Annotated in this window: 18 protein-coding genes; 5 read left to right on the top strand and 13 right to left on the bottom strand. The window is 34.6% G+C overall.

Annotated features, from left to right (window positions below):
* The first annotated feature begins 2 nt into the window (after positions 1-2).
* Positions 3-251, top strand: coding sequence for a hypothetical protein (locus Q1W72_RS09355; RefSeq protein WP_099714089.1), 249 nt, complete (start codon positions 3-5; stop codon positions 249-251).
* Here Q1W72_RS09355 and Q1W72_RS09350 read toward each other — a convergent pair.
* From Q1W72_RS09350 to Q1W72_RS09340, 3 genes are all read right to left on the bottom strand, one after another.
* Positions 222-629 carry a hypothetical protein gene (locus Q1W72_RS09350; RefSeq protein ID WP_302134891.1) on the bottom strand — a complete coding sequence of 136 codons (408 nt, stop codon included), beginning with the start codon at positions 627-629 and terminating at the stop codon, positions 222-224. The two genes, Q1W72_RS09355 and Q1W72_RS09350, sit on opposite strands and share 30 nt — an antisense overlap.
* A gap of 108 nt (positions 630-737) precedes the next feature.
* Positions 738-1,757, bottom strand: coding sequence for a phenylalanine--tRNA ligase subunit alpha (gene pheS, locus Q1W72_RS09345; protein WP_302134889.1), 1,020 nt, complete (start codon positions 1,755-1,757; stop codon positions 738-740).
* Between the two features lie 160 nt (positions 1,758-1,917).
* Entirely contained in the window at positions 1,918-2,274 is a 357-nt protein-coding gene (locus Q1W72_RS09340) for a hypothetical protein (protein WP_099714087.1), read from the bottom strand.
* Between the two features lie 143 nt (positions 2,275-2,417).
* On the opposite strand from Q1W72_RS09340, the gene Q1W72_RS09335 reads away from it, so the two are divergent.
* Positions 2,418-2,921 carry a CvpA family protein gene (locus Q1W72_RS09335; RefSeq protein ID WP_099714086.1) on the top strand — a complete coding sequence of 168 codons (504 nt, stop codon included), beginning with the start codon at positions 2,418-2,420 and terminating at the stop codon, positions 2,919-2,921.
* A gap of 21 nt (positions 2,922-2,942) precedes the next feature.
* Here Q1W72_RS09335 and Q1W72_RS09330 read toward each other — a convergent pair whose 3' ends face one another.
* From Q1W72_RS09330 to Q1W72_RS09290, 9 genes are all read right to left on the bottom strand, one after another.
* Complete coding sequence (locus tag Q1W72_RS09330; protein ID WP_099714085.1) at positions 2,943-3,686, bottom strand: tetratricopeptide repeat protein; 744 nt, start codon at positions 3,684-3,686, stop codon at positions 2,943-2,945.
* A 79-nt stretch (positions 3,687-3,765) separates the two neighbouring features.
* Positions 3,766-5,520 (bottom strand): BatD family protein, encoded by a 1,755-nt coding sequence (locus Q1W72_RS09325; RefSeq protein ID WP_302134886.1) that lies wholly within the window; start codon positions 5,518-5,520, stop codon positions 3,766-3,768.
* A gap of 20 nt (positions 5,521-5,540) precedes the next feature.
* Positions 5,541-6,281: a tetratricopeptide repeat protein gene (locus Q1W72_RS09320; RefSeq protein ID WP_099714083.1), complete on the bottom strand. Its 741-nt coding sequence runs from the start codon at positions 6,279-6,281 to the stop codon at positions 5,541-5,543.
* A 71-nt stretch (positions 6,282-6,352) separates the two neighbouring features.
* Positions 6,353-7,390 (bottom strand): VWA domain-containing protein, encoded by a 1,038-nt coding sequence (locus Q1W72_RS09315; protein WP_302134883.1) that lies wholly within the window; start codon positions 7,388-7,390, stop codon positions 6,353-6,355.
* A gap of 99 nt (positions 7,391-7,489) precedes the next feature.
* Positions 7,490-8,491 (bottom strand): VWA domain-containing protein, encoded by a 1,002-nt coding sequence (locus Q1W72_RS09310; protein WP_099714081.1) that lies wholly within the window; start codon positions 8,489-8,491, stop codon positions 7,490-7,492.
* Positions 8,491-10,122, bottom strand: coding sequence for a hypothetical protein (locus tag Q1W72_RS09305; protein WP_099714080.1), 1,632 nt, complete (start codon positions 10,120-10,122; stop codon positions 8,491-8,493). Before Q1W72_RS09305 ends, Q1W72_RS09310 begins: the two co-directional genes overlap by 1 nt.
* A 103-nt stretch (positions 10,123-10,225) precedes the next feature.
* Positions 10,226-10,585 (bottom strand): four helix bundle protein, encoded by a 360-nt coding sequence (locus tag Q1W72_RS09300; protein ID WP_099714079.1) that lies wholly within the window; start codon positions 10,583-10,585, stop codon positions 10,226-10,228.
* 96 nt (positions 10,586-10,681) lie between these two features.
* Positions 10,682-11,545: a DUF58 domain-containing protein gene (locus tag Q1W72_RS09295; RefSeq protein WP_099714078.1), complete on the bottom strand. Its 864-nt coding sequence runs from the start codon at positions 11,543-11,545 to the stop codon at positions 10,682-10,684.
* An 80-nt stretch (positions 11,546-11,625) separates the two neighbouring features.
* Positions 11,626-12,630 carry a MoxR family ATPase gene (locus Q1W72_RS09290; RefSeq protein WP_099714077.1) on the bottom strand — a complete coding sequence of 335 codons (1,005 nt, stop codon included), beginning with the start codon at positions 12,628-12,630 and terminating at the stop codon, positions 11,626-11,628.
* 212 nt (positions 12,631-12,842) lie between these two features.
* Here Q1W72_RS09290 and Q1W72_RS09285 point away from each other — a divergent pair, with 212 nt between their 5' ends.
* The 3 genes from Q1W72_RS09285 to Q1W72_RS09275 all read left to right on the top strand — a co-directional run bounded on the left by Q1W72_RS09285 (position 12,843) and on the right by Q1W72_RS09275 (position 15,744).
* Positions 12,843-13,715, top strand: a complete 873-nt coding sequence (locus Q1W72_RS09285; protein ID WP_099714076.1) for an aldo/keto reductase family oxidoreductase — start codon at positions 12,843-12,845, stop codon at positions 13,713-13,715.
* Between the two features lie 49 nt (positions 13,716-13,764).
* A complete protein-coding gene (locus tag Q1W72_RS09280) occupies positions 13,765-14,520 on the top strand; it encodes an SDR family NAD(P)-dependent oxidoreductase (RefSeq protein WP_099714075.1) in 756 nt (251 codons plus the stop codon).
* Positions 14,521-14,604: 84 nt separating this feature from the next.
* Complete coding sequence (locus Q1W72_RS09275) at positions 14,605-15,744, top strand: ATP-binding protein (RefSeq protein ID WP_099714074.1); 1,140 nt, start codon at positions 14,605-14,607, stop codon at positions 15,742-15,744.
* 20 nt (positions 15,745-15,764) lie between these two features.
* On the opposite strand, the gene Q1W72_RS09270 is transcribed toward Q1W72_RS09275, so the two are convergent.
* Positions 15,765-16,541, bottom strand: a complete 777-nt coding sequence (locus Q1W72_RS09270) for an alpha/beta hydrolase (protein WP_099714073.1) — start codon at positions 16,539-16,541, stop codon at positions 15,765-15,767.
* Positions 16,542-16,957 lie beyond the last annotated feature (416 nt).

Below are 16,957 nucleotides of genomic sequence, written 5' to 3'. Positions count from 1 at the left end.
TTATGAGTGAAAGATGGAAATTCCAACTTAAAAATGGGCTGATTTGGGGATTTATCGTTTCTTTTATCATGGCCGCATTTGACCTATCTGAACTGTCTTTCAAAGATGCTTTTTTGTCCAAAGAAAATCTATTCCGAACACTTTATTTTGTTTTGGCGGGAATATTTATTGTTGGATATTCGAATTGGAAGAAAAAAATAAAAAGAGAAAATAGTGTTGAATTATCTCACGATAATCCCGTCAACAAATAGAATAGGCACTTCTTCAACGAAATCCTCATGGATGGAATGTGCTTTGAAAATGAACTTTTTATCGTATAATTTGTCTCCAATAAAAAACGTTAGCATGAACTCATTGTTCAGCGCCAAAACACTTTTTTCAATCATTTCAATTTTCACCACTGAAACCGCTGGCACTTCTACAAAAGCATGGCGCAAAAGCGATGTTTTCTTCATTTCGCCGTCAATAGTCCCAAAAGCTTTGGAAACTACCATAACACTTTCGATTAAGTAATCGCTATCATTTACTAAATAAGCATACCACACTTTTTCCATGAAATCGTCACTCCATTCTTGAACTACAGCAAGAAATACGTTTTCTACTTCGGGGATGATGATGTCGGCTTTCATTTATTTGATTATTGATTGATGATTAACGATTTTTGATTGCAGATTTAAACTTCTAAAATGCTTCGCCAGTTCGCTTTCGCTCGGGTCAAAAATCGCTAATCTTAAATTTTATATGCTTGATTTGAATTGCTCTAAGAAACGAACGTCATTTTCGTAGAACATACGGATATCGCCGATTTGATACAACAACATGGCAATTCTTTCGATTCCCATCCCGAATGCAAAACCGTTGTATTCGTCAGGATTGATGCCACAGTTTTTCAAAACATTAGGATCTACCATTCCGCAACCCATAATTTCTAACCAACCAGTTCCTTTGGTAATTCTATAATCGGTTTCTGTTTTCAGACCCCAATAAATATCAACCTCAGCACTTGGCTCAGTAAATGGGAAATAGGACGGACGCAAACGGATTTTTGATTTTCCGAACATCTCTTTGGTGAAATATAAAAGCGTTTGTTTTAAGTCGGCAAAAGAAACGTCTTTGTCAATATACAAACCTTCCACTTGGTGAAAAATACAGTGTGAACGTGACGAAACAGCCTCGTTACGGAATACTCTTCCCGGAGAAATGGTACGAATAGGCGGTTTGTTGTTTTCCATGTAACGTACTTGCACTGATGATGTGTGCGTACGCAACAAAATATCAGGATTTGTTTGAATGAAAAACGTGTCTTGCATGTCACGTGCCGGATGGTATTCCGGTAAGTTTAATGCGGTGAAATTATGCCAGTCATCTTCGATTTCCGGACCTTCAGAAACGTTGAAACCAATGTTTGAAAAGATGTCAATAATTTGGTTTTTTACCAATGAAATAGGGTGACGAGAGCCAATAGTTATTGGTTCAGCCGAACGCGTCAAATCACCATAAAAACCTTTAATTTCTTCTTTACTTTCTAAAGCTTCCTGTATGGTTTTTACTTTGTCTTCGGCAGAAGTTTTAAGCAAATTGATTACTTGTCCAAATTCCTTTTTTTGGTCGTTAGGAACGTTTTTAAATTCAGCGAAAAGGTCTTTTAAAAGTCCTTTGCTTCCCAGAAATTTAATTCGGAATGTTTCTAATTCTGCTGCATTTTGCGTTGAGAAAGCTTGTGCTTCACCAATATATCCTTTTATCTTATCTATCATTTTCATCCAATAATTGAGAGTGCAAATTTAGGAAATTTGTTCCAAGTATACTCTTTAAAGTTTAAAGTTTCCATTCTAAATTGTTAGATTCCTTTTTACTGCTGTTATGCTTCTTTTTAAATCCTAAAAGTTCGTTTAAGCCGAGTATTTTTACTGAACACTATTCAATAAGTTCTCTTTCGAGGAAATAATTCACAATGGCTTCTTTCATTAAAACCGACTGTTCTCCAGCTTTTAAAGGTGGTAATTCCTCTTTTACTTTGTAATGTGGCCAGCCTTCTTCGTCAAAAAACTCAAATTCATAGAAACCATAAGGTTCTAATAACCTGCAAATCGCAATGTGCATCAGGTTTAATTTTTCGTCTTTTTTGTATTCACTGTGTACTTTTCCAAGTTCTTGTACGCCAATTAGATAAATAATAGCGTCAAGATCTAAATCCTCACCTTGAGAAAATTGATTGGAAAGTATATTTACAAGCTGTTCCCAGCGTTCTTTAAGTTGTGTGTCTCTTGACATTTCTTTAATTATGAGTGACAAATTATGAACTATGAGTCCATAATCTATGAAATTATTTTGAGCAAAGATAAGAACTTGAAAATTGGCAATGGTAAAGAACAATTCTTTTATATTTGCACTTTTATTTTTCTTAATTAAGTATCATGGGATTTTTGGATATTGTTTTGGGCGTATTACTTGCTTTTGCTTTATATAAAGGCATTAGAAATGGTCTTTTTGTGGAATTAGCTTCTTTGGTTTCGCTATTGGCAGGAATTTATTTTGCCATAAAATTTTCGTCATTTATCAAAGAAATCTTAGCCGGATTTGTCAAATGGAATCCCAATACAATCCAAGTAATTGCTTTTATACTCACGTTTATACTGGTAGTAATTGGAATATCCCTTTTGGGTAAATTCCTCACCGGAATTGCTGATTTTGCCTTTTTAGGATGGTTGAATAAGATTGGTGGCGGATTCTTCCGGGTGCTAAAAACAATTTTGATAATAGGAATTGTTTTCAAGGTTTTCGAAAAAATAAACTACCATAATTTTTTAGCCAAAAAAGAAACCTTAGACAAGTCTCTTTTTTATAATCCAATCCAAAAAACAGCAGGATTCATGTATCCTTCGATAGAAAATTGGTATGATGATTTGAAGAAGAAGTAATCAGTGGTCAATTGAACACTATTATTTCACTTCTTTAATTGCACTGCTTTCAATCCAGCCTTCGGTTCCATCCGTTAGTTGTACTTTTTTCCATTTTCCAATGGTTTCCCCCACATAGACTTTTGTTCCTTCGTGCAACACAAATATTGGCTGACCGCCATTTCGGGGTTCGCTCTTTACATTGGCCATTTCGGCAAAAACAATAGCTGGTTTTTCAGTATCAAAGTGACTTTTCTCAAAAATGGTAGACGAAACACTGATTAGAATTAGAAAAAAAAGCACAAACATTCCAAAAAAGAAAATCCTTTTAGAAAGTGTAATTTGTGAAAAATAATACCCAATAAAAAACAACAGGAACGCCGTTGCCAGTCCAACAGAAATCCATGCCCACGTATTGTAATGATAGATTCCCGTAAAATCACGAATCAGCTTTGCAAAACCTACTTTTGGGATTACTTTAATTTCATCGATAGTTCGTTTTTGAGCGAATTTCAAGTTGTTAATCGCATCGGTATTATTTGGATTTAAAACCAATGCTTTTTCATAATTATAAATAGAAGGTGCTACTTTATTCAATTTATAATACGCATTCCCTAAATTAAAATACAATTCAGAAGAGTGTTTGCTCTCTGTCAAAACACTTTCATAAGCCGCAACCGCTTCATTATATTTCCCTTTTTGATAATACTCGTTTCCTTTTTCAAAGCCACTTTGGGCAAAGAAAACTTGGGTTGTCAATAATAATATATAAAGTATGTTTTTCATTTTAATGTTATAAGTTGTCGATTAACCATTCTTGCAAATCTACATGAGATTGCTTCGTTCCTCGCAATGACATCGTTGGTTAAGCAATTTGTTTTTCTAAATCTGAAATAATCACTACCGCTTTATCAAAATCCTTTTGTATCGTAACACTTGATGATGGTGCATATCGAGCGATTTCACAGTTTTCCGTAAGTGCAATAAAATCAGTCACCGCTTCAGGATTAGCATTTCTTGACAATAACAATTCTTGAATATTATCTTTACTCATTTCTGAAGTTTCAATATGCAACTTGGCTTTCAAGAAATTATGCATCGCTTTCTCCAACGCAATGTAAAACAGTTCTTTGTTATTGATTTGTTTCTTGGCTTCCGATAAATATTTCTTTGCCAATCTATTATTCATTCGGATTCTGTTTCCTGTAATATCACCATCAATAGCTTCTTTTTTCTTTTTGAATAATACAATTAAAGGCAACATTAAAAATGGAAAAAAGAACAATCCGTAAAATAAATTAGACCCAAAGAAGTCTTTCTTATTCATTGTCAAAAGATTGCTTTTTAACTTTATGAATTTGAATTGCTCTACTTTGTCTATTTTATTCTTATTTGTATCCGTGCCAGAAGCTACTGTTGCATCAGTAGGCGAAGGACCGTCAAGAACATTAATCATGATCTCTTGAGAACTTAGCGTTTTATAGGTTTTGGAACCCAAATCAAAATACGTAAATTTTAATGGTTTTATCGGATAATTCCCTTTGTATTGCGGAACGATGGTGTAGCTGTCCGAAATTTTTCCGGTCATTCCTGAAAGTGGCGTGTTTACTTGTTCGCTATGAACAGCTTCATACATTTCCAGCGCATTGGGAGCTATCGGTTTTGGTAAACTGAATAATTTCAGATTTCCTTTTCCGGTTACACTTACTACTAAGTCCAGGCTTTCTCCGTTTTTTAAATTGGTTTTGGTTGGTGTTACTTTGAAATCAAAATTCCCAACAGCACCCGAGAAATCTTCCGGTTTCCCAGCTTCGGGAAGAGCTTTTACATTTATGGTTTTAGCTCCTGCAGAAACTCTCTTGCTACCCTCGGTGACAACCATTCGACCAAACATATCCCTGCGATTCGACGGCAATTGAACATCAATATCTAATGACAATGGTTCAATGACCAACTTTCCTGATTTTTGAGGATACAAAACTATTTTTTTAAGCACAATAAAACGGTATTGTTCCCCTTTAAACATGCCTTCTTCAGCAACAAATCGTTTTATATCAATGTTCTGACTCCAGAAATCATTGTATTTTGGCTTACTAACTTCGTTAGAATTTGTGATTCCGATATTGTTAAAATACAATTTATAAACCACCGTAATGGGCTCGTTTATATATGGATTTGTTTTAGAAATATCAGCAACTAAATAGAGATTTCCATCTGCAGAAACACTGGTATCATTTGGATCTCTAGGCTGTTCCGTTGCTGCGGTAACATTTATTTTTATAGGCGATGTTTTATAGATTTGCCCGTTGTATTCTATAGCGGCTTGCTTGATAACCAACGTCCCTTTTTGATTTGGCAAAAGAAAATAAGAATATATTTTCTCAAAAGAACTTCTTCCGTTCACCCAAGATTGACTCACTTGCTGGCTTGGTCCGGCAATAATTCTAAATCCTTCAAAAGACGGTTGAACAAAATTATCACCATCTACATTCATCATAAAATCAATACGAAGTCTCTCGTTTATACCTAGCGTAGCTTTACTCACTCTAGCCTCAAATTGTACTTGAGCACTAAGTAAATTGCACACCATTAAAACTAGTACTGCTATAAATTTTTTCATTTTCAAATTATCTAATTCAACTACCAATCTTTCTCCGTCTTAACTGGTTTTCCTTGTACTTTTTTGGCGTTTACTTTATCCTGTACCTTCTTCTCTTCTTTATTCACTGCATTCAACAAGTTTTCCAGACGTTCTTTAGAAATTCCTCCGGGAGCTGGTTTTGGCTCTCCATTTTCATTTGGCTTAGGATCTTTATTTTGCTTGTCTTTATCTCCCTTATCGTCTTTCTTTTCTTTATCCTTATTGTCTTTTTTATCTTTTTCTCCGTCTTTCTTATCGTCCTTCTTGTCTTTATCGCTCTTTTTGTCGTCTTTTTTATTGTCATCCTTTGGAGGATTTTCTTTCAGCATTTTTTTTGCCAAAGCATAATTATAACGCGTTTCCTCATCTGTTGGATCGTTCCTTAAGGCATTTTTATAGGCTTCAACTGCTTGCGTATAATCCTTTTCATTCATGAAAACATTTCCTAGATTATGAAAGGCTCTATGTTTTTGTGGTCTTGTTTTTGAATTTTTTAAAGATTTAGCGTATGCAAATTTTGCTTCCGAAGATTGTTTTTGTTTATAAATAGTATTTCCAAGATTGAAAGGTGCAGTTGCTTTATTAGGAAATTTTGAATCCGAAATTCTATAATTAGCTTCGGCATCTACAAATTTATTTTCAGCATATTCCTCGTTCGCTTTAGGCAATATTCTATCTTTCTGTTGTGCGTTTGCAACAAAAGAAAAAAGCAATAACAGATATAAAATTATGTTTTTCATTGTGTTTTTAAATGTAAGTGTCAAAGTATACTTAGTGTTTTTGTTCCAATAATGGAGCGCAACTTTATACTTTAAACTTTTTTATTCTCGTTAAATAAATTCAATTTGTTTACCCAACTTGTTTTTCGTTCCAAAAGGAAAATATCCAGAAATAAGAAAACAAAAGCAAAACCTAAAAACCATTGAAATTGCGATTGAAAATCAGCCATTTCTGTCGCTTCAAATTCTGTTTTTTGAATATTATTCAATGCATTCTTAATATATTCAAGCACTTCTTTAGTGTTGTTTCCGTTTACATAAGCGCCTTTGGTCGCTTTAGCAATCGCTGTCAGGCTTTCTGGAACTCGTTTCGTTATAACAACCTCATTGTTATTATCTCTTTTAAAACCTTCGACAATTCCATTTCTTTTCAATGGAATCGTGCCTCCTTTTTCAGTTCCAACACCAATTGTAATGATTTTAATTCCTAGTTTATTGGCCTCTTCCGCTGCTTCTTCTGCACCTTCATTATGGTCTTCACCATCAGAAATCATAATCAAGAGCTTGCTCGTTTTTTTATCATCAAAATACGTTGATGACAATTTGATGGCCTCGTTGAATGACGTTCCTACCGAAGAAACCATATCCGTATTCATGCTTTGCAAAAACATTTTTGCAACACTATAATCCGTAGTAATTGGCAATACCGGGAAAGCGCTTCCGGCATACGCCACAATTCCTATTCGGTCGCTTCCCAATTGATTGATAATTTGCGAAACGATTTGCTTGCTTTTATCCAAACGGTTTGGCGCTACATCTTCGGCCAGCATACTTTTGGACACATCCACTGCAAAAACAATGTCGATTCCTTCCCTTTTTACGGTTTCCATTTTGGTACCAATTTTTGGATTTACCAATCCAAGAATTAATCCGGTCAATGCCAAAAGCAATACTCCTAATTTCAAAACCGGTTTAAAAACAGAACTTTCCGGGCTCAGTCTTTTCACCATTTCTAAATCCCCAAATTCGCGCTGTTTTTTTCTTTTCCAATATAAATTGGCCAAAAAAACCAACACCAAAAGTGGTAGTATAAAAAGGAGGTATAAATATTTTTTTTCGTCTAATTCCATAATTTTTTTTAACCGCTAAGTTCACAAAGAAGGCGCAAAGTTTACTAACTATCTAAACTCATTCCCTTAAAGACTTCTAGTCTTTTGTGTTTTTAAATATTATATAAAGCTTTTAAAAACTGTATTTCGCAATCCTAATTCAAACAATAATAAAAAACCGGCTAACCATACAAATGGCCTAAATTTTTCATCATAATCATAAAATTTCAATTCTTCGATTTCAGTGGTTTCTAACTTGTTTATTGTTGCATAAATTTCGGCTAATTTGCTGTTGCTCGTTGCTCTAAAATATTTTCCACCCGTATTATTAGCAATTTTTCTCATCATTTGCTCATCAATCTCCACTTTCATCATTTGGAAAAGAAATTTTCCATTTGGCGCAATAGCATAGGGAAACATCGCCATTCCGTTTGTTCCTATTCCTATTGTATATACTTTTATTCCGTATTGTTTTGCAATGTCAGAAGCTGTATCCGGTTCAATAAATCCGGCATTATTTACTCCGTCAGTCATCAAAATAACCACTTTACTCTTTGCTTTACTGTCTTTTAATCGGTTTACGGCAGTGGCCAATCCCATTCCTATTCCCGTTCCGTCCACTAAAACATTATCGTATTTTATACTTCTGATAGCATCCAGAATAACCGCTTTATCGCTGGTTACCGGTGTTTTTGTATACGCTTCCGAAGCATACACCACAAGCCCAATTCTATCGTTTGGTCTTTCTTCAACAAAGTCTGACGCCAGTTTTTTAAGTGCTTGCATTCGATCCGGTTTCAAATCTTTAGCAAGCATACTTCCAGAAACGTCAATTGCCATAACAATATCAATTCCTTTGGTCGTTTTTGTTTTATTACTTACATCAACTGTTCTTGGTCTTGCCATAGCAATAATCAAAGAGCACAAAGCCAGAATTCTAAGTACATTCAACATCGGCTTTAGCTTTGTTAAATACGACTTGGAACCTTTAAATCCTTGTAACGAACTTATTTTTAATGTGGCTGATTGATGGTTCTTTTTCCGTAACAACCATACAATTGCTACTGGAATCAGAAGAAACAACCAAAAAAACTCTGGGTTTAAAAAAGTTACTTTAGTCATTATTTACTTGCTTGTTTTAATTCGACAGAGTTCAAAACTCGTTCTGATATTTCATTTGCATAGGTATCTCCTTCTTCATGAAAAAGTAAAATCTGTTGTAATCCACCTTCCTGACTAAACAGTAATGCTTCATAATACATTTTTGCACTTGACTTATCATCTCCATTAATTTGCGAAAAAGTACCATAGGCTTTAATGCCTTTAACCCCTTCTTTGGTTTCAAATTCCTCTTGCTTCACAATCATATTTTGTGCGCCTTGAGCTTCCATTGATTGCAATATTCCATCCATAGATTTAGCCAAATCTATTTGTGTCTCCTGTTTAAATTTTAAAGTAGAAACCATCAGATAAAAAGGATCCAAAGCACTTCCATACGCAAAAGACTGCATTTCTTTGATCAAAGCCATTCCATCTTTAGGAAGTGTTTTTGTCAAATCTACTCTCTTAAGCACTTTTGGTGTTTCTATAATAACTCCTGGATTTCCATAATCACTTTTTACCCACTCTCCTTCCAATAATTCTTTGGTAGGATGACCAATGATATTGTCTTTTACATAACTAAATCCTTTGGTTACAATGAAAAAAGTTGTGGTCGCTGCCAATAAAAATACAACAGATGCTACGGCAGTAACAATACGTTTATTTCTTTGTTTACGCAATTGAATTTGTATCTGCTTTTGTCTTTGCGCTTCATTCAACAACACATCTTCTTCAACTGGTACTTCCACAGGAATTGAATTGTCTAATGTCAGAATTGCTTTTTGAATCTTATTTCGATCCTCGGTAATTTCAAAATCCAGTGGTTTTGACTTGGCAAATTTTACTAAATCGGCTTGTTTCAAAACACGCTCCAGATTTTCGATGATTTCCTGTGAAAGCGTCATTTTCTTTTTGACAGAAGCCGCTCTAAGTCCTTGAATCAATTCTGAAGTCGTACTTTCCATTGCTGGAATTTCTATCGCTTCTTCGATATAATTTCTGGCTATATCCGTCAATTCACTATAATATGCTTTGACTTCCCCTTTTTGCCAAAGTTCTTTTTTCTCTAAAGTATCCAGCAAACTAGTCGCTTTCTCGATTGGCGTTTTATAGATTTCTTCCTGTAGTTTCTTTTCTTGGCGTTTTTTAATGAACCAATAAATAAACGCTCCAATACCAATAATCAAAGCAAAAATTAACAGGTATTTCCACCAGTCGCCTATTGGATTATCTGCTGGTGCAATGTCCTTAATGTCGAACATTTTTTGTTTCAAAGTATCCACTTGAACATTTGCCACTTCAACCAAAAGCGAATCCGTCATAAACGGTTTGCTGTCGATAAAAATCTTTATACTTGGAACAACATATCTACCGGAATCAAATTGGGTTAAACCGTATTTTTTGATTAATTCATAACGGCCATCCATTTTCACAGTATCAATAGGATATGACTGAATCACCTCTAAAGCACCAAAGTTTTTTAGTTTTGGAAAAATCACTTTTGAAGCGGTATCTACCGTTGTTTTTATAGACAGTTTAAACTCGGCACCAATTTTATTTTTAGTTGTATCAATGCTCGTAACTACTTGTTTTTGTTGTGCAAAAACAGCTGTAGAAAGCAGTAATAGTAGTAGGTATAATTGTTTTTTCATCTTTTATTATTGAACCTCTTTCGATTTTTGACTGAGGATTAACGATTTTTGATTTCAGATTTGATCCCGAAACTTCGATTCGCTTTTCATCAAAAATCTAAATTTATTTCAGATTTGTTTTAGCTGTTTTAATACTTGATACGAAAATAGAAATTAGCTCATTAGCCTCAGTTTTTGCAATAGTTAGATTTGTTAAATCGGACGTTAAATTTGATTTTTCAATAATTTTTAAACAAACAAAGCTTTCTTTTAATTCTTTTAAACAAATGCCCATTTTATGAATAAAATCTTTACTGCTTTCTGCACTTTGTGCCTCTCCATAATTTAAAGCAGGAGAAGTTCCAGATCTAATTATTTGCCCAGCAAGATGATTCCCAGCATAGTTTTTTTCAAATTTGCTTGCAACGATTATTATTGTTGCTGCAAAATCTATCAATCTATTTTCTAATTCTTGCTTATTCACTTATTAAGTTTATATTTTTATTTTACCCGTTTAAAATCTATTTCCCACTTCTACAAAATCTGAAATCAAAAATCGTTAATCAAAAATCTGAAATCATCATCTCGATTTAAAGTAACTCAGCAATTTCGTCACATAACTTTCGTCAACTCTAGTATTTACAACACCTGAACCTGATTTGCTGAATGTTTCTTTAAAATAGTTAACTTTATCGTGGTACTGTTTTTCATAATTCATTCGCACTGCTTTCGAACCGGTATTTATCAATTCGATTGCTCCGGTTTCGGCGTCAAGCATAGAAACCATTCCTAAATCCGGCATTTTTTCTTCTCGAATGTCGTATACGCGAATCCCTGTTATATCATGTTTTTTAGAGGCTATTTTTAATGTTTGCTCGTAATCTTCCGACATGAAATCAGAAATTACAAACACAATCGCTTTCTTTTTTTGAGTTCCCGATAAAAATTTCAAGGCTTGGGCAATATCTGTCTTACGACTTTTAGGCTGAAATTCTATCAATTCTCGAATGATTCGAAGTACGTGTGATCTTCCTTTTTTTGGCGGAATGTATAATTCGATTTCATCCGAAAACAAAATCAAACCTATTTTATCATTGTTTTGAGTTGCCGAAAAAGCCATCGTTGCAGCAATCTCCGTAACAATATCTTTCTTGAATTGATTTTTTGAACCAAAACTTTCTGAACCTGAAATATCAACCATTAACATCATGGTCAATTCACGTTCTTCCTCAAAAACTTTTACGTGCGCTTCGTTGTAACGTGCGGTTACATTCCAATCAATCGCACGAATATCATCTCCGTACTGGTATTGACGCACTTCACTGAACGTCATTCCACGTCCTTTGAAAGACGTATGATACTCTCCCGAAAAGATGTGATCGCTCAATCTTCGGGTTTTGATTTCTATTTTCCGTACTTTTTTTAAGAGGTCTTTTGTATCCATTTCTTTAGTAATTAGTAATTAGTGAATAGTGAATAGTAACCAACCAAGGCTAATTACTATTCACTTATTACTATTCACTTTTAGGGTACTTCTACTTCGTTTACGATTTTGTTTATGATGTCTACTGAAGTAATATTTTCGGCTTCGGCTTCGTAGGTAACTCCAATTCTGTGACGCAACACATCATGAACTACAGCACGAACATCTTCTGGAATTACATAGCCACGACGTTTGATAAAAGCGTAGCATTTTGCGGCATTCGCCAAATTGATACTTCCACGTGGCGACGCTCCAAAACTGATTAATGGTTTCAAATCAGCCAATTTATATTTCTCTGGGTAACGTGTGGCGAAAATGATATCAAGTATGTATTTTTCTATTTTTTCATCCATATAAACCTCACGAACCGCTTCTTGAGCACGTAAAATTTGTTCTACTGAAACCACAGGATTTACTTTTTCGTAACTCCCTTTTAGGTTTTGACGAATCACTAAACGCTCGTCTTCCATTTTTGGATAATCAATAACTGTTTTCAACATGAAACGATCGACTTGAGCTTCAGGCAGTTGGTATGTTCCTTCTTGTTCAATTGGATTTTGAGTCGCCAAAACCAAGAATGGTCGGTCTAATTTGAAAGTAGTATCACCAATAGTCACTTGCTTTTCCTGCATGGCTTCCAGTAATGCCGATTGTACTTTGGCAGGCGCACGGTTAATCTCATCGGCAAGGACGAAATTAGCGAAAATTGGTCCTTTTTTTATCGAAAATTCATTGGCTTTAATATTATAAATCATAGTCCCCACAACATCGGCTGGCAATAAATCCGGGGTAAACTGTATTCTGCTGAAAGATCCTTGTACCGCTTGTGAAAGAGTGTTTATCGCTAATGTTTTTGCTAATCCGGGAACTCCTTCCAGCAAAATGTGCCCCTGACCCAAAAGTCCAATTAACAAACGCTCCACCATATGCTTTTGACCCACGATAACCTTGTTCATTTCCATTGTGAGAAGGTCTATAAAAGCACTCTCTCTTTCTATTTTTTCATTGATTGCTCTGATGTCTAAAGTCGCTGTATTTTCTTCCATTTTATTATTTTTAAAACCTTGAATTTAATGCCCTCGTTTTGATGGTGCAAATTGAATTTTTTTTTAGAAGTAAGATGTTAAAAAATGGTTAAAACTTCGACAAAAGCCCTAATTTTAAGGACGAATTATGATACAATTTTTATATTTTTAAGAACTTTGAAAAATATACCTTGAAATAGCAGATTAATGAATTTCAATAAAAAATAAAAACCATGAATAAAACAAAATTATCACCTATTGTAGCGGGTGTCATGAATTGGGGAATATGGGATAAAAATCTCAATACCAAAGAAATGGAAAACATGATTAATGTATGTTTGGAAAACAAAATTACTACTTTCGATCATGCCGATATATATGGTGATTATACCACCGAATCTGATTTTGGAAAAGCCTTTGCATCTAGTAAAATTGCCAGAGAAAAAATACAATTAATCTCCAAATGTGGTATTCAAATGGTGACGGAAAACCGCATCAACACTATAAAACATTATGAATATTCCAAAGATTATATTATCTGGTCCGTTGAAAATTCATTAAAAAATCTACACACTGATTATCTGGATGTTCTTTTACTCCATAGACCCAGCCCGTTAATGCAAGCGGATGAAATTGCCGAAGCAGTTTTGAAACTAAAATCAGATGGTAAAATCATTGATTTTGGTCTTTCTAATTTCACGGCTTCACAAACCGAATTGATCCGTCAAAAAACAGAAATTTTGTACAATCAAGTGCAGTTTTCGGCCACTAATTTTGAGCCTATGGTGGATGGAAGTTTTGATTATATGCAAGCAAACAACATTCGCCCGATGTCTTGGAATCCGCTTGGATCCGTTTTTAGAGAAGACATTCCACAAACCAGACGTTTGAAAAAATTACTGGCGACCTTAGTTTCAAAATACCATTTTGGCTCCGATACTATTTTGCTTTCCTGGATTTTAAAACACCCTGCTAATGTGATTCCTATTGCCGGAACAGTAAATGTGGCCCGAATTCAATCGCTGATGAAAGCGGTCGAATTAGAACTAGACAAAGAAGATTGGTTTGCTATTTGGGCAGCAAGCATGGGAAATGATGTAGCCTAGAATTAGTGTTCATTTCAGCAACTTTAGAATCTAAAATAGAAAAAAACTCATGACTAAAACAGCCTTAGTGACTGGAGCAACCAGCGGAATTGGTAAAGCAACAGCACAAATATTAGCTAAAAATAATTATAAAATTATTCTTTGCGGACGCCGTGAAGATCGTTTAATTACTCTTGAAAAAGAACTTTCAGCATTTACTGAAGTACATACTTTGACCTTTGATGTTCGGGATAAAAAAGCGGTTTTTGAGAGTATCAATTCCATTCCGGAAGCTTTTTCTAAAATTGATGTTTTAATTAATAATGCCGGAAATGCCCATGGTTTAGATCCTATTCAAAACGGAGATTTAGACGATTGGGACGCCATGATTGACATCAATGTAAAAGGGCTTTTATATGTTTCAAAAGCTATAATTCCACAAATGATTGAACGAAAATCAGGTCATATTATCAACATTGGTTCCATCGCCGGAAAAGAAGTATACCCAAACGGAAACGTTTATTGCGCCTCCAAACATGCTGTTGATGCCTTGAACCAAGCCATGCGCATGGACTTAAATCCTTATGGAATTCGGGTGGGAGCAATTCATCCTGGCGCAGTAGAAACCGAATTTAGCGAAGTGCGTTTCAAAGGCGATACAGACAGAGCGGCCAATGTTTATAAAGGTTTTGAGCCATTACATCCAGAAGATATCGCTGATATTATTCATTTTGTAGTTTCCAGACCGTATCATGTAAATATTGCCGATTTGATGGTCTTGCCAACAGCACAAGCCGCTGCTACAATTTTAAAAAGAGATATTTAAAATTGATTTTTAGATTGTTGGATTTTTAGATTATTTAGAGAGTCTAAGAATCCAACGGTCTAAGAAATCTAAAAATCTAATTGTATGATCAACAAACGCATTCTTATTAAAAACCTGCTCGCTCACAATGATGAGAGTAGTTTTTATGATAAAAAGCGCCAGTTGAATTTGCATACACGGGAAGGAAAAGCAAAGTTTTTAAAACACATTTGCGCGCTGTCCAATTCAAATCCCACGAACAATTCCTATATCGTTGTGGGTGTTGAAGATCAAGACAACACTATCGTGGGCGATGACTTTTTTGACGATAGTAGGATTCAGAATTTAGTGAATGCCTACCTGGAAAATCCTCCGAAAATTCAGTACGAAAACGTGCCTTTCCCAAACTTGCCGAAAGATAAAGTTATTGGGTTGGTAACGGTCAAGCCAAAAAGCAAAACTTCCCATTTCAAAAAAGGAATTCACACGATTCCTGCCAACAGTATTTTCATACGGCGAGGCAGTAACACGATGCCTATTGAAGGCGAAATTGAAAAGAATTACCAGAATACGGAAACCGTAATTGGCATCGAAAACAACTCTCGAAACAGCATCGAATACACACTAGATGGCGTGATTGATTTTATGAATTTTCGCCACAAGGATATGGCGCCAAAGTATAAAGTATTCAAAGAATTATTTGTGATTTGCTGGGCAGGAATTGCAAAAAAATCGCGGGAAAAAACCTATTTATCACGTGTGGATATCGAACTGATCAATGAACAAATCAAGCTGTTTTATTCGGCTCAGGATGTGGTCGAAATTGTTTATAATGAAGATACTTTCACTATTATTGAATATGTTCCTTTGGGTTTGAATGACAAAACAAGCTATTATCCTTTAGAAAAACAAACGATTCATTTTCATGATAATGGCTATTATAAAATAGAAAGAGAGATGCTTTTTCAGCCGCCGGAATTCAACAAAAAAATGTTATTTCATATTTACAATGCCAATATTACTTTGCTGAACAAACTCCAAAAAGGACTTTCATTATCTGAGCGGGAACACAAAGATTTAGAAAACTTGCCCTCAACATTTATGATTTGTTACCTCAACGGTTTTGAAGAAGCCAAACAAAAACTGATAGATGCAAAAACACTGATAAAACCTTTCAACCAAGTGTATTTATCGTTTAAAGAAGCATTACGGATTTTGAGAAAGATGAAATATGATGTACAGTAACTACACTTATTTTATAGGTTCTACACGGCAAGAAAATCCAATATATAAGCATTAATTTCTTTTTTCTGCCTTTTATTTCCTCTGTCATTCATGTCATTATGAATGGTATTGGAGAGTTTAATAATTTTAATTCCGAACTTTTTCTGCTCTTCAACAGTAGGTAAAACTCCCTCGTCAGCAGGCTGGTCGCTGGAACGAAGCGAGTAGATTTTAGGCTGAAAAGTTCTGGGTAATTCCATTCTGCGGTTATCTAATGAAATTATTTTATTGGCCAAATTCGGGTATTTATGAGCAAATAAAACCGTCATATCACCTCCATTGGAATGTCCAACTAGGTTTACATGATTGAAATCTAATTCTGGTTTTATTCTTTTCAGTTCATTAAGAACAAACAGGATATTCTCTGCTCCTCTTTCCCAATTTGATCGTCGTACCACTTGAGGAATTCCTGTCAAAGGCAACAAATCATCGGTTGGTAATTCATGCTGGATACTCACTACAAAATAGCCTTTGGACGCTAACTTCTTCGTCAGATAGGAATACGATTTATTTGCGCCCGGTTTATTTTCTCCATAACCGTGACTCACAATTACCAATTGTTGATTTGAAATTTTATCCTCTACAATTGGGGAATAAAACGCAACCGGAATCAACCTGTTTCTGGAACTGTCCAACCAACTGGCACTATCTGATTTGACCTCAAATGCTTGGTTATTGACTTTAGCATTGGTTGTGTTTTTATGGGATGTACAACTTAACAAAAAGAAACAAAACAGTATTTGCAGGTATATTTTCATATGAATTTGGAGCATTTATCTGATTGAAAATGGTTTTTAAAATGACAGTATTGATTTATTATTCTAAATCAAAGCCAATAATTCTTTTAAAACCTGACAGATCATTTTAGCCAAAAGTAACGATAACGCAAGAAGTGCACTCATTTTATAGTGGTTTATTTTTTGTAAAGTTAATCTTAAAAAATAAAAAAAACATCACCTAAAACAGTGATATTTTGTTCCCTGATTAAAACAGCATTCTGAAGAAATTCCTATTCTGTTTTTCATAAAAATTACAATCTTTAAAATACCGTTCCTTTTAATTTATTTAAAAAAATAAGTTAAAGTAGCATACTTCATCACTCTTTTACTTAATTTTATGACTTGGAAACAGCGTTATTTTTTGGCTGTTTTTACACTAATAAAGAACATTCAGT

Origin of the sequence: Flavobacterium sp. ZE23DGlu08 (assembly GCF_030505335.1) — a bacterium.
Taxonomy (GTDB): Bacteria; Bacteroidota; Bacteroidia; order Flavobacteriales; family Flavobacteriaceae; genus Flavobacterium; species Flavobacterium algoritolerans.
The sequence above is the reverse complement of the archived record's forward strand: the minus strand, read 5'-3'. Positions and strand labels throughout refer to the sequence as shown.